A 13,135-nucleotide genomic window follows, 5' to 3' on the forward strand; every position below is an offset into this window, starting at 1 on the left:
ATGCGCGACGACGTCCGGGACCGGGCGTAGGGCAGCACGGCGGTGGTGCTCGACCCGGTTGCCTCCGGCTCGCGGGTGTGCGGGACTGGCGGGGCGCCGAAGAGCCGGGCGCCGTCGCCCGGCAACTCGAGCGGCCCCTCGGCGACCGGCGGCGTTGGCGTACGGCTTGTCGCCGGTTGGCCTGACACTGTGGACCTCCCCCGTGAACGCCCCAGTCACTTCCCACGACCAGAACGGCGACCGAAATCTACGATCGGTCGGGACGCGCCACCATGGTCGGCAGATGAACGTCGATGTCCTACTGTGCCGAGGACAGGATCTCCGGCACGTTGTCGCTGCGCACCGCCCCGAAGACCCTTGCGGCCTTCTCCTTGTCGGCCAGCACCACGCTCTCGCTGCCGATCATGCCGGTGCCCTTCGTGGGACAGGTCAGGAACGTCAGGTTGCCGCTGCGCAGATCGCGCAGCTCGGATGCCAGGTCGAGCAGGTTCAGCGACTTGTCCACCGCCACCGCGTCCGCCGTGGCCTTGACGAACGAGTTGAGCTTGGCCGGGTTGGCCAGCGTCCCGCCGGATGCCGCCTTGTCCAGGATCGCCTTGATGACCTGCTGCTGGTGCCGGATCCGGGCGAAGTCGCCGTCGGCGAAGGCGTGGCGTTCTCGTGCGTAGTCGAGCGCCGCGGCACCGTCCATCCGCTGCCGGCCCGCCTTGAACGTACGGCTGCCGTTGAGCGCGTAGAGCGTCGTGAAGCCCTTCTCCACGTCCACGTCGATGCCGCCGAGGGCGTCCACGATCTCCTTGAAGCCACCGAAGTCGACCATCGTCACGTGATCGACCCGTACGCCTGTGAACTTCTCCACCGTCTGCACCATCAGCGGAACGCCACCCCAGGCGAACGAGGCGTTGATCTTCGCGTCGCGGCCGCCCCGCCCCTGCGCCGACTTCGGGATGCTCACCCACGTGTCGCGAGGAATGGAGATGAGCTGCGCGCTGGACCGGTCCTTCGGAAGGTGGGCCAGGATGATCGTGTCGGTGCGGGAGCCGTCGTCGCTCTCCGGGTCACGCGAGTCGCTGCCGAGGATCATGATGTTCATGGCGCCCTTGGCCTTCTCGGCCACCTGGGGACGCTCGGCCTCGGGCACACCGTCGAACGCGTCGACCCGTTCGATCCCGTTGTTGATCGATCGGTAGTAGAGGCCTCCGGCGACCGCGCCGCCACCGACGACAAGCGCCAGAACCACGAGCGTGATCAGGGCGATCTTCTTCCACCTGCGACGCTTCGGACGCGCCTCTTCCGTCGGCTCAGTCGGCTCGGTGGGTGACTGCGCCGCGATCTGCTGAGTCTCGGGTTCCGCGTACTCCTGGCGATACTGCATGGGCGCGATGCTACTGATTTCACGTTCCAGCCATGTACCCCCAATGGTGCCTATCCGGGTCCGTTTGGCGACTGAAAGTTTTTTCTCGACAGGCAGTGGCCCAACCTGGTGCGAAGCAGCCGTGGACGCAACGAAGCTCCGACGGGCCATCGCCTGCGAGAGCCCCTCCGACCACCGGCATCCCGGCGACGGCATCGGCATGTCATGGTTACCGGGTGCGGCTGACCTCGATCCACACGTACCCCGTCAAGGGTTGTCACCGGCTCGACCACGACGGCGCGTTCGTGCAGCCGTGGGGCCTGGCCGGCGACCGACGCTGGATGGTGGTGGACGCCGACGGCGTCGGCGTCACCCAGCGGGACACGACCCGCCTGGTCGGCCTGCGGGCCAGCGTGCGCCCCGGCGGCCTGGTGTTGCGCGCCGACGGCAGGCCCGACCTCGACGTGCCGGAACCGGCCGGCGGCGAGCCGGTGCGGGTGCGGACCTTCCGCAGCCGGACGACCTCCGTCCCCGCGCTGCACGCCGGCCCGGCCGCTGACGCCTGGCTCGGCGCGCTCCTCGGCCGTCCCGTCCGGCTGGTCTGGATGGCCAGTCCGACGCGACACCTGCCCGCCGCCGGGCGCGAGTACGACACCGGCGACCAGGTCAGCTTCGCCGATGCCTACCCGCTGCTGCTGACCAGCACCGGCTCCCTCGACGCCCTCAACGGCTGGCTCGCCGACGCGGGGGAGGAGCCGGTGCCGATGACCCGATTCCGGCCCAACCTGGTCGTCGACGGAGCGCCGGCCTGGGCCGAGGACGGGTGGGCGGGCCGGTCGCTGCGCGTCGGCGACGTGCGGCTGCGCGCCGCCGGGCCGTGCGACCGCTGCGTGGTCACCACCACCGACCAGGAGACCGGGGTACGCGCCAAGGAGCCCCTACGCACCCTCGGCCGCCACCGCAACATCCGCCAGAAGCTCCTGTTCGGACTGAACGTGGTGCCCGTCGACAGTGGACCGATACGGATCGGCGACCCGCTCGTCGTCGAACCCTGACCGGCCAGCGGCGGGCTCGTCACCGTCCGTCGATGCTCTCTTAGCTTTCGCTTAGCCGCCTTGTCCGGCCGTACGCCGTTCCGGCAGCATCGCGACGTGACCGACGGAAGCGCTCCCGGCGGCGTCGAGGATCCCGCCCTCGCCGTCAAGGACGTCGACATCGACCTCGACCTGGACCGCGTTCCGGACGACCGGCCCGCGTCCTCGTCCGGCCCGATGCCCTGGCTGGTCGCCACCGGCGTCACCGTGCTCGCGGCGGCCCTCGGACTCACCCTGACCCTGCGGTCCGGCTCCACCCCGGCCTGCGCCGCCGGGCGGACCCTCGCCGCCGCGCCACCCACCGGCACCGCCACCCACAGCGGCAAGGCCACCTTCTACGACTCCAAGGGCGCCGGCGGCAACTGCTCGAACCCGGCCGCGCCGGCCAACCGGCTCTACGTCGCCCTCGGCCCCACCGAGTACGCCGCAGGCGCCGCCTGCGGCGGTTTCCTCGACGTCACCGGCCCGAAGGGCGCCGTCCGGGTCCTGATCATGGACCAGTGCCCGGAGTGCGAGCCCGGACACCTCGACCTGTCCCGGGAGGCGTTCGCCCGGATCGCCGACCCGGTCCAGGGGCTCGTCCAGGTCACCTACCGCGCGGCCGTCAACCCGCCGCTGCCCGGCCCGCTGACCTTCCGCATCAAGGAGGGCGCGTCGCAGTTCTGGTTCGCCGTCCGGATCGGCAACCACGGCAACCCGCTGCGCGCCGTCGAGGTGCGCCAGGGCACCAGCGGCCCGTGGCGGGCAACCGCCCGGCAGGACTACAACTACTGGCTGCTGGCCTCCGGCGCGGGCCCCGGCCCGTACAGCGTGCGGGTCAGCGACGTGTACGGACACCGGGTCACCGTGTCCGGCATCCGCATGACGCCGGGCCAGGTGCAGACGAGCGTGGTGCGAATGTACGAGCGCGGCGTCGTCGCCGCGACCACGCGTCCGCCTACGACGACCCGTCCGCCGGTCGCCCGACCCAACGGCACGCCGACACCGGCCCGCCGCGCCGACAAGGTGGCCGTGGCGAACGCGCCGGCCACCCCGGCCGCCGACGGGCCCTCCACGCGACCCGCCGGGGCGACCGCCCGCTGGTGCGGCTGAGCCCTGCGCGGCGCTCCGGTCCCTCAGTCGGTCGGGGTCAGGTCCAGCCACATGAGGATCTCGTCCCGGTCGTCGCCCGGCGCCACCCGCAGCGCGCCCGGCAGTCGGCCGATCTCCCGGTATCCGAGGCGGCGGTAGAACCCGTCCAACCCCAACCCGTCGCGCACCGTCACGTGCAGCGCCTCGTGGCCCATCTCGCGGCCCAGCCGCGCGGCCTCGCGCATCAGCGCCGACCCGCAGCCCGTGCCCTGCTGGTCCGGGTGGACCATCACCCGTTTCAGCACACACCAGTGCGCCTTGAGCCCGAACCGGTTGTCGCGGAAGACCAGCACCGCGACGGGCCGGTCACCGTCGTATCCGACCAGGAGCCGGTCCGGCCCGTCGGCGACGCCCGCGAACGTCGGGTCGGCGATCGTACGGACGTCGGTGGCGGTCACCGGTGGCACGAAACCCACCGCGCCGCCGGCGTTGCTGACGTCCACCCAGAGGGCGACGATCTCGGCGCGCAGCCGAGGGGTCAGCTCGGGATCCAGGACGAAGCGCAGAGTCACGGCGCCCATCCTGACCGGTCGACCGGGCTCGTGGCCCACCACCGTGACGCGGTCGACAACCGATCTGTTGTGGGGCCGACGGGATTCGAACCCGCACTGGTGCGGACCTAAACCGCATGCCTCCTGCCGTTGGGCTACGGCCCCTTGAAACTGAACTCCACCGGCGTCCACGGCCATTCTGGTCGACGAGGTAGTCGTCGGCCTATCCGAAAACCCGTTGGAGTAACCGCCTCAGGATCGTAGACCACCTCGGGCGCGATGGGTGCAGCCCGTCGTTGCCCAGCGTAGGTGGAGGTCTGGCTGTGGCAGTTCGGGCATAGCAGCCGCAGGTTGCAGGGCCGGTTGTCGAGGAAGTCGCCGTTGATGTGATCGACGTGCAGTGTCAGTGGTCGTCCCTGCCATGACGATCCTGTCCCGCACATCTCGCAGGTCTCGGGAAGGCCGATTGTCGCCAGGGCGCGCTTGAGGCGGAACCCAGGGATCCGGCGAGAGCCATCGGGTAGTACGACCATCAGCTCGACGGGGGACAGCCGCCGCCACCGCACGCCTCGGTTGTGCGCCTGGCCCGTGAAGTGCGACGTGTCGATGCCGAACTTCTTCAACTGGCGGCTGATGTGCGCGTGCGAGCCGCCGCTGACGCGTACGCCGAGCATCCGCATCACCTCGGTGATGTTGCGGGCGGCGGCGGCCGCCTCGGCGAGCAGCTCCGGTGTGTATTTGTATCGGACCATTGACGCACGGTAGCGGTCCGGTGGGACAGTCTCAGTCGAGCCCGAGGTCGCGGCGGAGCTTGGCGACGTGCCCGGTGGCCTTGACGTTGTAGAGCGCCCGCTCGATCTTGCCGTCGCCGTCGATGACGAACGTGGAGCGGATCACGCCGGTGACGGTCTTGCCGTACAGCTGCTTCTCGCCGTACGCGCCGTACGCGGTGAGCACCGCCTTGTCCGCGTCGGACACCAGCGGGAACGTGATCGCGTCGCGGTCGCGGAACTTGGCCAGCTTCGCCGGCTTGTCGGGGGATACGCCGACCACCTCGTAGCCGGCCGCCTGGAGCGAGGCGAGCGAGTCGCGGAAGTCGCAGGCCTGCTTGGTGCAGCCGGGGGTCATCGCGGCCGGGTAGGCGTACAGGACCACTTTGCGGCCGCGCAGGTCGGCCAGGGAGAGCTGGTCGCCGGTGTCGGTGGGCAGGGTCCACTCGGGCGCGGGGTCACCGGGGGAGAGACGATCGGGCGCGGTCATGGCCCTGACCCTACCGCCGGGCGTGCGCGCCCCGCGTCGCCGGCGCGCGCCGGCTCGTGTTCCTGGAAAGCGCGGTGTCCCCGAGCCGCGGACACCGCGACATCAGGGAAACCGGGGTCGACCGAAGTGATCAAGACCATGCGTTGTTGCCAGAGTCTGGCAACAACAAGTCGTAGGAAATAGGCTGACCCCCGCCGGGTCCGGACGGGTCCGCTGACGCGTGGGAGGTCGCGTGGAAACACTGGCGATGCACATCTCGAACGGGATCATCGACGGTCCCGTGGCGGCGATCTTCGCTGCGCTCGCGCTCGTCGCGCTCACCTACTGCGTCCTGCGTGGCCGGCGGGACCTGGACGACCGGCTCGCCCCGATGGCCGGCCTGGTGGCGGCGTTCATCTTCGCCGTGCAGATGCTCAACTTTCCGATCTTCACGGCGGGCGTGAGTGGTCACCTGCTCGGTGGCGCGCTCGCCGCGATGCTGGTCGGCCCGTGGGTCGGTGCGCTCTGCGTGGCCGTGGTCCTCGTCGTACAGGCCCTGATCTTCGGTGACGGTGGGGTGGCGATGCTCGGCCTCAACATCACCAACATGGCGCTGCTCGGCACCGCCGCCGCGTACCTGTTGATCTCGGTCCTGCTGCGGGTGCTGCCCCGCACGCGGGCGGGCCTGGCGGTGACCGCGTTCGTCGCGGCCCTGGTCAGCGTGGTGGTCGCGTCCCAGGGCTTCGTCGTGGAGTACTGGCTGGGCGGCACCACCGACCTGGGCAACAACCTGGCCGGTCTGGCCGGCACGATGGCCGGCGTCCACGTGCTGATCGGCATCGGCGAGGGCCTGATCACCGCGACGACCGTGCTCACCGTCGCGAAGGTCCGCCCCGACCTGGTGTACGCGCTGCGTTCCCTGCGTACCCCGACCACCACCCCCGCCGTCCCGGTCACCGGAGGTGTCCGATGAAGAACCGTTCCTGGGCCTTTCTGGCCGGTGGCCTGCTGGTCGCCCTGCTGCTCGCCGGCGTGGTGAGCAACTACGCCTCGTCGCACCCGGACGGGCTGGACTCCTCCCTGCTCAAGGGCTGCACCGTCGACGCCGACGACAACATCGTCGGTGGCAGCTGCCCGGCGCAGCAGGCCAGGGACCACGAGTTGGGCGACAGCCCGCTGGCCGACTACGGCGTACGGGGGGTGGAGAACAGCTTCCTCTCGACCGGTCTCTCCGGGGTGCTCGGCGTGTTAGTGACCTTCGCGATCGGCCTCGGCGGCTTCTGGCTGCTGCGCCGCCGGGACACCGCGCCGGCCACGGGCGACGGGGGCACGTCCGCCGAGGGCGCGGCGGTCGCCGTTGGGCACGGCCGCACCGGCACGAGCGACTGAGCAGGGGGTACGCGATGGGCGCCGGTCACGGGCACGTGCTGTACCGCGAGTCGGCCTCGCCGGTGCACCGGCTCCCACCCGAGGTCAAGATCGTGGCGATGGTGGTCTTCACGATCGCCGTGGTGGCCACTCCGCGCGAGGCGTTCTGGGCCTTCGGGGCGTACGCCCTGTTGGTGGCGCTGGTGGCGGCGCTGGCCCGGGTGGGGCCGCGCTGGCTGCTCAGCCGCGCGTTGATCGAGGTGCCGTTCGTGCTGTTCGCGGTCGCGCTGCCGTTCCTCGGTGCGGGCGAGCGGGTCGAGGTGCTGGGTCTGCGGCTGTCCGAGGACGGCCTGCACGGCGCGTGGAACATCCTGGCCAAGGGCACCCTCGGCGTCCTCGCCTCGCTGCTGCTGGCCGCGACCACCACCACCCGCGACCTGATCGTCGGGCTGGACCGGTTGCACTGCCCGCAGATCCTCACCCAGATCGCCACGTTCATGCTGCGCTACCTCGACGTGTTGGTCGGCGAGGCGCGGCGGATGCGGGTGGCGCGCATCTCGCGGGGCGACGACCCGCGCTTCCTGTGGCAGTTGCGTGGCTTCGCCGCCGGCATCGGCGCGCTGTTCCTGCGCGCTTTCGAACGCGGTGAGCGGGTCTACCTGGCGATGCTGTCGCGGGGCTACACCGGGCGGATGCCCGCCGTGTGGCAGGGCGACGGCGCGGCGACCGCCGGTCAGTGGCTGGTCGCGGCGACCGTGCCGGTGGTGGCGGCCTCCATCGCCGCGACCGCCGTCGTGCTGACATGATCGGAGTCGTGCAGACCGCCCTCTCGCTGGACGTTCGTGGTGTTCGGTACGCGTACCCGGACGGGCACGTGGCGCTGCACGGCGTGGACCTGGCGGTGCCGCGCGGCGACCGGGTGGCGCTGCTCGGTCCCAACGGCGCCGGCAAGACCACGCTGGTGCTGCACCTCAACGGCATCCTCACGCCCACCGAGGGCAACGTGAGCGTCGGCGGGCTGACGGTCACTCCGGACCGGGCGACGCTGGCCGAGGTGCGCCGCCGGGTGGGCATCGTCTTTCAGGACCCGGACGACCAACTCTTCCTGCCCACGGTGGCGGAGGATGTGGCGTTCGGGCCCGCCAACCTGGGGTTGCGCGGGGCGGAGTTGGCGGCCCGGGTCGACGAGGCGCTGGCCGCCGTGGGGATGAGCGAGCACCGCGCCCGAGCCCCGCAGCACCTCTCGTTCGGGCAGCGCCGACGGGTGGCGGTGGCGACCGTGCTGGCCATGCACCCGGAGATCCTGGTGCTGGACGAGCCGTCGTCGAACCTGGACCCGGCGGCCCGCCGTGAGCTGGCCGAGATCCTGCGGGGCCTGCCGGTGACCCTGCTGATGGTCACCCACGACCTGCCGTACGCGGCGGAGCTGTGCGAGCGCTCGGTGATCCTGGACGGCGGCCGGATCGCGGCGGACGCCCCAACCCGCACGCTGCTCGGTGACGCCCCCCTACTGGCGAAGCACCGCCTGGAGCTCCCGTACGGCTTCACCCCACACCTCTGACCCCCGCACCCCGGTCCCGCGATCTTGCACTTGCTGTCCCGACAGATGCCGCGAATGCCGGTACTTCGGCGACACAAACTGCAAGATCGCGGGAGGTCAGGGGGTGGGGGTGAGGGCGGCGGCCCGGGAGGCCGCGTGTAGGCGTAGGACGCCGGCGGCTGTTGCGCCGACGCCGGTGATCAGGAACGCCGCCACCATGACCCGAGCGACCCCGGGCGACCAGGGCACCGGGGCGACGGACCGGGCGAACACGGCGGCGTTCGCCACCCCGGCGAAGAGCGCCAGGCAGGCCCCGGCCAGCGCCACCGCGAAGTCAGCCGCGGGGCGGCTGCGCAGCGCGTACCAGCCGGCGGCGACCGCGCCGAGGCCGGTGAGCAGCGACCAGATCTGCCCGGACAGCAGCCCGGACAGCACCCCACCGACGCCCTGGGCGCCCGCGTCGATCTCCCGTCCCACCGGATAGCCGACCGCTACCGCGCCGCCGACGACGAGCAACGCGCCGAGTACGGCTAGCGCCCGCGCCCCGGCGGTGGAGGCGGCGGCGAACAGGCCGAGCGCACCCACCGCGAGCAGGCCGACGATGCTCACCGCCCACCAGGTGTATGCGTCCGGCGGCGGCACCCAGTCCAGGGTGCCGCCGATCGTCAGCGGGTCGGTGCCGTCGCGCAGCGGCACCGTCCAGTCCCGGACCCGGTGCTCGCGCTCCGGCGCGGCGCGTACCTCCGCTGGCGGCGTCGACTCCGGCCACAGTGCCCGCTGGTCGTGCCAGCGTGCCGTGGTCCCGTCGGCGATGCGCCGCCAGGACGGTGCGGCGGCCGGGTCGGCGTCGGCCGGAAGCGCGGTGTCGCCGGCGAGGGTGCGGTTGAGGTACGTGGCGGGGGAGCGGGTGTTCTCGAAGACACCGTCGGGACCGATCCGCAGGTACGGCTCGCCGGAGTAGCCGATCACCTCGACCGCCCGGCCGGTGCGGTTGGTCAGCTCCAGGCGTGCGCCCGCCTCGATGACCCGGACCGTCAGACCGGGCCGGGCCGGCGTGACGCCGGTGACGCGGGCGCGGTAGTCGGTGCCGTCCGGGGCGTCCGCGCCGTGTGCGGCGGCGGGCGCCGCGCCGAGCAGCGTCGCCGCGCACGCGGCGGCGGCGATCAGGCCGGCGCGCGCCAGGACGGTACGGATCACTTGCCGGCCGCCGCCACGGCTGCGGTGAGGCCCTGCGGGGTGCGGTCGGCGAGTGGCTGACCGTTGACGAGGATGGTGGGCGTGCCGGTGACGTCGCTGCGGCTGGCCTCCTCGGTGACGTGCTCGGTCCACGTCTTGTACGTGCCGTCCTTCACGCAGCCGCCGAACGAGCCCCGGTCCAGCCCCACGCCGACGCCGATGTCGATCAGTTCGTCGTCGCTGAGCCCGGCGCTGTCCTCGGGTGGCTGCTTGGCGAAGAGCGCTTTGGCGTACTCGCGGAACTTGCCGCCGGCCGCCGCGCAGCCGGACGCGGCCGACGAGCGGGTGGAGTACTCGGTGCTGGAGAAGCGGTTGAGGTAGGCGACCGGGTGGTACACCACCTTCGCCTTGTTCTCGGACGCCAACTGCTCCAACGTCGCGCCGCTGCTCTGCTCGAACTGGTTGCAGACCGGGCAGAGGAAGTCCTCGTACACGTCGACGGTGACCGGGCCGCCGCCGGTGACGATGCCGGTGCCGGGCCCGTTGGCGCCGGGCGGCGTGGTGAAGCTGTCCGAGCGCTGGTTGGACCAGACGCCCCAGCCGATCAGTCCGGCGATGACCAGTACCGCGACGGCGGCGGCGGACACCCAGATCGTGCGGCGGCGACGTCGTTCGCGGGCCAGTTGCTCGCGGACCACCCGGGCCGCGTCCCGCTGACCCTTGCGACTACTCATCCTCGTCCTCCATGGCGGGTTCGGCGGACAGCCAGCCGTCCACTGATACGGGCGTACGCGGCCACACCACCAGAAATCCGGCCAGTACCAAGAATCCCAGGTCCCGCAGGATCTCCGGGAGGTAACTCGGGGCCTGCCCCTCGGCGAGCTGCCCGCCGCTGCCGAAGCAGCCGCAGTCGATGGCCAGGCCACGCGCCCAGGCCGAGGAGATTCCCGCGATGAAGACCAGCAGCAGGGCGGTCGAGATCGCCGCGGTGAGCCGGGAGGCCAGACCGAGCAGCAGGAGCACGCCCAGGGCCAGCTCGACGAAGGGCAGCGCCGCGCCGATCACGGTCGCGGCGTCGTACGGCAGCACCTGGTACGCGTTCACGGCCCGACCCGAGGCGGCCAGGTCACCGACCTTCGACGCCCCGGCGACGAGCCAGACGGCGGCGAGGCCGAGGCGGGCCGCCGTGCCGAGCCAGGGCCGGACAGCCGTCCAACGGCCGACCCGCGTGGGGGGTGCAGTCACGCTCATTTGTCGTTCCGTCTCAGCCGGAAGTTCCCGGCTCAGCCGGTGCGGGCGTCGTCGACCGCCGCGACCAGCTCGTCGCGGGCTCGGGCGACCCGGGAGCGGATGGTGCCCACGGGCACTCCCTCGACGGCGGCGGCCTCGGCGTACGAGAGACCGAGCAGTTGGGTGAGCACGAACGCCGCCCGTCGCTCGGGGCTCAGCCGCCGCACGAGGTCGTCGGCGCCGAGCTGCCCGGCGTGGTCGGGGTGCGGACGGTCGGTGTGGGCGTTCGCGACCAGTCGCTCGTCGAGGCGACGTCGGCGGACCACCGTGCGCAGGTGGTCGGCGCAGGCGCGCCGGGCGATGCCGAGCAGCCAGGTGCGGGCGCTGGACCGGCCCTCGAACGCCGGCAGGGCCTTGAACGCCCGCAGGTACGTCTCCTGGGCGAGGTCGTCGGCGCTGTCCGGGCCGACCAGGGCGGCGGTGAAGCGCCAGACCTCGGCCTGGGTCAACCGCACGAACACCGCCTGGGCGGTGGGGTCGCCGTCGCGCGCGGTCAGGGCCGACTCGGTCGCCGGGTCCGGGCCGGCGTCACCGGACGGACCGGTGGGGCCGGCGGGGCCGGTGTCGCGCGGGACGGGGATCACGACAAACCAGGTTACGCGGCGTCGGGTGCGGCGTCAGGGTCCTTCGGCCCTTGGATGGTCTGCGACACGTCGGGAACTTTTCCCCGTCGTCAGCCGACTACCTGCTCATGACACGCGACCTCTCCCGCGCGGCGATGGCGGCTGAGCGGAATTGAGCCGTTCGCCCGACTCGGTTCGCCGAGATCCACTGGGGTCGGCGACCATGGCAGGCATGACTGTCGCCCCCCGCCGCTGGGCCGCCCGGTTGGCTGCCGCCGCCGGCCTCCTGGTCACCGTCGTCGCCCTGTTGATCGCGCCAGCCACCCCGGCCAGCGCCCACGCGGTGCTGTCCAGCAGCAGCCCGGCCGCCTCCTCGGTGGTGCCGAACGGCCCATCCGAGGTGGTGCTCACCTTCAGCGAGTCGGTCCGCAAGGTCCCCGACAAGGTTCGGGTGATCGCTCCGGACGGCTCCCGGGCCGACCGGGGTGAGCCGTCGTTCGCGGGCGCGGTGGTGACCATTCCGGTGGATCCGGCCGCCGGGCGCGGCACCTACCTGGTGAGCTTCCGGGTGATCTCCGCCGACAGCCACCCGGTCTCCGGCGCGTTCACCTATTCGGTCGGCGCGCCCTCGACGCCGCCGGTTGACTCCGGCAACGACAGCCGCGCCAACCCGGTGGTGGGCACCGCCGTGAAGGTGGCCCGGTTCCTCGGGTACGCCGGTCTGGTGCTGCTGGTCGGGCCGGTCCTGGTGCTCGCCGCGCTCTGGCCCCGGCGGCTCTCCCGGCGGGGGCCCGCCCGGCTGGCCTGGGCCGGTCTCGGCCTGACGGCGCTGGCCACTCTCGCCGACCTGTGGTTGCAGGTGCCCTACACCGCCGGTGGTGGCCTCTTCGACGTGACCGGCGCGGGGTTCGGCAGCGTCTTCGGCAGTACCTTCGGCGCGGCCCACCTGGTCCGGCTCGGCCTGCTGGCCGCGGCGGCGTTCCTGCTGCGGCCGCTGCTGGAACGTCCGGCCGGCCGTACCGACGCGATCATCCTGGCGCTGCTCGGCGGGGCGGCCCTGCTGACCTGGCCGCTGGCCGGGCACCCGGCCGCCTCCCCGGCGCCGGCGGTGTCCGTGGTGGTCGACGCGGTCCACCTGGGCAGCATGGCGGTCTGGTTGGGCGGCCTGCTCATGCTCGCGGTCTTCCTGCTGCGCCAGGCCGACGAGCGGGAGTTGGGCGCGATCCTGCCCATCTGGTCGCGCTGGGCCGCGCTCGCCGTCGCGGCCCTGCTGCTGGCCGGCACCGTGCAGGCGCTGATCGAGGTGGCGACCCTCGACGCGCTCTTCAGCACCACCTACGGGCGGCTGCTGCTCGCCAAGATCGGGCTGTTCGCGATCGTGATCGCCGTGGCCGCGTACTCCCGGCAGTTGGTCCGTCGGCGGGTGGCCGCGCAGCGACCGGCGCCGGTGCGCCGGGCGGTCCTGGTGGAGTTGGCCGTCACCGCCGTGGTGCTGGCCGTGTCCGCGACCCTGGTGCAGACCGCGCCCGCGCGGACGGCGGCGGCCGACTCCTCCGGCGTCGAGGCGGGCCTCTTCTCCACCACCCTGAACAGCTCGCTCTTCTCGATGCAGGTCGAGTTGAGCCCGGCCGAGCGGGGCAACAACTCGGTGCACCTGTACGCGTACAGCAAGGACAACCTGCCGCTGCCGGTGGTGGAGTGGCGGGCGACCGCCGCGCTGCCGTCGGCCGGTATCGAGCCGATCGACGTGCCGCTGCTGCCGTTGACCGACAACCACGCGTACGGCGACATCAGCCTGCCGGCCGCCGGCGAGTGGCAGTTGAAGATCACCGCTCGCACGACCGACATCGACCAGGCCACGGTGACCGCCACCGTGCCCATCCGTTAGA

15 protein-coding genes and 1 tRNA gene are annotated in these 13,135 nt (G+C 72.3%); 7 read left to right on the top strand and 9 right to left on the bottom strand.

Annotated elements, in window-relative coordinates; genetic code table 11:
- Positions 1-298: 298 nt before the first annotated feature.
- Positions 299-1,375, bottom strand: coding sequence for an LCP family protein (locus tag ACQP03_RS05975; protein ID WP_357173064.1), 1,077 nt, complete (start codon positions 1,373-1,375; stop codon positions 299-301).
- A gap of 215 nt (positions 1,376-1,590) precedes the next feature.
- On the opposite strand from ACQP03_RS05975, the gene ACQP03_RS05980 reads away from it, so the two are divergent.
- Together ACQP03_RS05980 and ACQP03_RS05985 are read left to right on the top strand one after the other, a co-directional pair.
- Entirely contained in the window at positions 1,591-2,409 is an 819-nt protein-coding gene (locus ACQP03_RS05980) for an MOSC domain-containing protein (protein ID WP_357173067.1), read from the top strand.
- A 96-nt stretch (positions 2,410-2,505) separates the two neighbouring features.
- Entirely contained in the window at positions 2,506-3,540 is a 1,035-nt protein-coding gene (locus ACQP03_RS05985; protein WP_357127625.1) for an expansin EXLX1 family cellulose-binding protein, read from the top strand.
- A gap of 23 nt (positions 3,541-3,563) precedes the next feature.
- On the opposite strand, the gene ACQP03_RS05990 is transcribed toward ACQP03_RS05985, so the two are convergent.
- From ACQP03_RS05990 to bcp, 4 genes are all read right to left on the bottom strand, one after another.
- On the bottom strand, positions 3,564-4,100 hold the full coding sequence (locus ACQP03_RS05990; protein WP_396832682.1) for a GNAT family N-acetyltransferase: 537 nt from the start codon (positions 4,098-4,100) through the stop codon (positions 3,564-3,566).
- A 61-nt stretch (positions 4,101-4,161) separates the two neighbouring features.
- Positions 4,162-4,235, bottom strand: a tRNA-Leu gene (locus ACQP03_RS05995).
- Positions 4,226-4,822: an HNH endonuclease signature motif containing protein gene (locus tag ACQP03_RS06000; RefSeq protein ID WP_357127619.1), complete on the bottom strand. Its 597-nt coding sequence runs from the start codon at positions 4,820-4,822 to the stop codon at positions 4,226-4,228. The genes ACQP03_RS05995 and ACQP03_RS06000 overlap by 10 nt, the downstream gene beginning before the upstream one ends.
- Before the next feature lie 31 nt (positions 4,823-4,853).
- A complete protein-coding gene (bcp, locus tag ACQP03_RS06005; protein ID WP_357173073.1) occupies positions 4,854-5,330 on the bottom strand; it encodes a thioredoxin-dependent thiol peroxidase in 477 nt (158 codons plus the stop codon).
- A gap of 232 nt (positions 5,331-5,562) precedes the next feature.
- Between bcp and ACQP03_RS06010 the strand changes: the two genes are divergently transcribed.
- Genes ACQP03_RS06010 through ACQP03_RS06025 form a run of 4 tightly spaced genes read left to right on the top strand, consistent with a single transcriptional unit; the run spans position 5,563 to position 8,238 of the window.
- Positions 5,563-6,282: an energy-coupling factor ABC transporter permease gene (locus tag ACQP03_RS06010; RefSeq protein WP_357127613.1), complete on the top strand. Its 720-nt coding sequence runs from the start codon at positions 5,563-5,565 to the stop codon at positions 6,280-6,282.
- Positions 6,279-6,698, top strand: coding sequence for a PDGLE domain-containing protein (locus tag ACQP03_RS06015; protein ID WP_357127610.1), 420 nt, complete (start codon positions 6,279-6,281; stop codon positions 6,696-6,698). Before ACQP03_RS06010 ends, ACQP03_RS06015 begins: the two co-directional genes overlap by 4 nt.
- Positions 6,699-6,712: 14 nt before the next feature.
- On the top strand, positions 6,713-7,483 hold the full coding sequence (cbiQ, locus tag ACQP03_RS06020) for a cobalt ECF transporter T component CbiQ (RefSeq protein WP_357127607.1): 771 nt from the start codon (positions 6,713-6,715) through the stop codon (positions 7,481-7,483).
- The gene (locus tag ACQP03_RS06025; RefSeq protein ID WP_433460489.1) at positions 7,480-8,238 is read left to right on the top strand and encodes an energy-coupling factor ABC transporter ATP-binding protein; all 759 of its coding nucleotides are present in this window, start codon (positions 7,480-7,482) and stop codon (positions 8,236-8,238) included. The genes cbiQ and ACQP03_RS06025 overlap by 4 nt, the downstream gene beginning before the upstream one ends.
- A gap of 96 nt (positions 8,239-8,334) precedes the next feature.
- Here the strand turns inward: ACQP03_RS06025 and ACQP03_RS06030 are convergent, their stop codons facing one another.
- The 4 genes from ACQP03_RS06030 to ACQP03_RS06045 are packed head-to-tail and all read right to left on the bottom strand — an operon-like array spanning position 8,335 to position 11,267.
- Positions 8,335-9,414 carry a hypothetical protein gene (locus ACQP03_RS06030; protein ID WP_433460491.1) on the bottom strand — a complete coding sequence of 360 codons (1,080 nt, stop codon included), beginning with the start codon at positions 9,412-9,414 and terminating at the stop codon, positions 8,335-8,337.
- Positions 9,411-10,127 carry a DsbA family protein gene (locus ACQP03_RS06035; protein WP_357127599.1) on the bottom strand — a complete coding sequence of 239 codons (717 nt, stop codon included), beginning with the start codon at positions 10,125-10,127 and terminating at the stop codon, positions 9,411-9,413. The genes ACQP03_RS06030 and ACQP03_RS06035 overlap by 4 nt, the downstream gene beginning before the upstream one ends.
- The gene (locus tag ACQP03_RS06040) at positions 10,120-10,644 is read right to left on the bottom strand and encodes a MauE/DoxX family redox-associated membrane protein (RefSeq protein WP_357127596.1); all 525 of its coding nucleotides are present in this window, start codon (positions 10,642-10,644) and stop codon (positions 10,120-10,122) included. Before ACQP03_RS06040 ends, ACQP03_RS06035 begins: the two co-directional genes overlap by 8 nt.
- 32 nt (positions 10,645-10,676) lie before the next feature.
- On the bottom strand, positions 10,677-11,267 hold the full coding sequence (locus tag ACQP03_RS06045; protein WP_357127593.1) for a sigma-70 family RNA polymerase sigma factor: 591 nt from the start codon (positions 11,265-11,267) through the stop codon (positions 10,677-10,679).
- Between the two features lie 202 nt (positions 11,268-11,469).
- Here ACQP03_RS06045 and ACQP03_RS06050 point away from each other — a divergent pair, with 202 nt between their 5' ends.
- On the top strand, positions 11,470-13,134 hold the full coding sequence (locus ACQP03_RS06050) for a copper resistance CopC/CopD family protein (RefSeq protein ID WP_357173082.1): 1,665 nt from the start codon (positions 11,470-11,472) through the stop codon (positions 13,132-13,134).
- The last annotated feature ends 1 nt before the right edge of the window (position 13,135 follow it).

The organism is Micromonospora sp. CA-248212, assembly GCF_050948405.1.
Taxonomy (GTDB): Bacteria; Actinomycetota; Actinomycetes; order Mycobacteriales; family Micromonosporaceae; genus Micromonospora.

Coding starts and splice junctions, on each gene's coding strand:
- ACQP03_RS06015 (WP_357127610.1), top strand. CDS start 6,279: ATGAAGAACCGTTCCTGGGCCTTTCTGGCCGGTGGCCTGCTGGTCGCC.
- cbiQ (WP_357127607.1), top strand. CDS start 6,713: ATGGGCGCCGGTCACGGGCACGTGCTGTACCGCGAGTCGGCCTCGCCG.
- ACQP03_RS06000 (WP_357127619.1), bottom strand. CDS start 4,822: ATGGTCCGATACAAATACACACCGGAGCTGCTCGCCGAGGCGGCCGCC.
- ACQP03_RS06050 (WP_357173082.1), top strand. CDS start 11,470: ATGGCAGGCATGACTGTCGCCCCCCGCCGCTGGGCCGCCCGGTTGGCT.
- ACQP03_RS06040 (WP_357127596.1), bottom strand. CDS start 10,644: ATGAGCGTGACTGCACCCCCCACGCGGGTCGGCCGTTGGACGGCTGTC.
- bcp (WP_357173073.1), bottom strand. CDS start 5,330: ATGACCGCGCCCGATCGTCTCTCCCCCGGTGACCCCGCGCCCGAGTGG.
- ACQP03_RS06035 (WP_357127599.1), bottom strand. CDS start 10,127: ATGAGTAGTCGCAAGGGTCAGCGGGACGCGGCCCGGGTGGTCCGCGAG.
- ACQP03_RS06025 (WP_433460489.1), top strand. CDS start 7,480: ATGATCGGAGTCGTGCAGACCGCCCTCTCGCTGGACGTTCGTGGTGTT.
- ACQP03_RS05975 (WP_357173064.1), bottom strand. CDS start 1,375: ATGCAGTATCGCCAGGAGTACGCGGAACCCGAGACTCAGCAGATCGCG.
- ACQP03_RS05990 (WP_396832682.1), bottom strand. CDS start 4,100: ATGGGCGCCGTGACTCTGCGCTTCGTCCTGGATCCCGAGCTGACCCCT.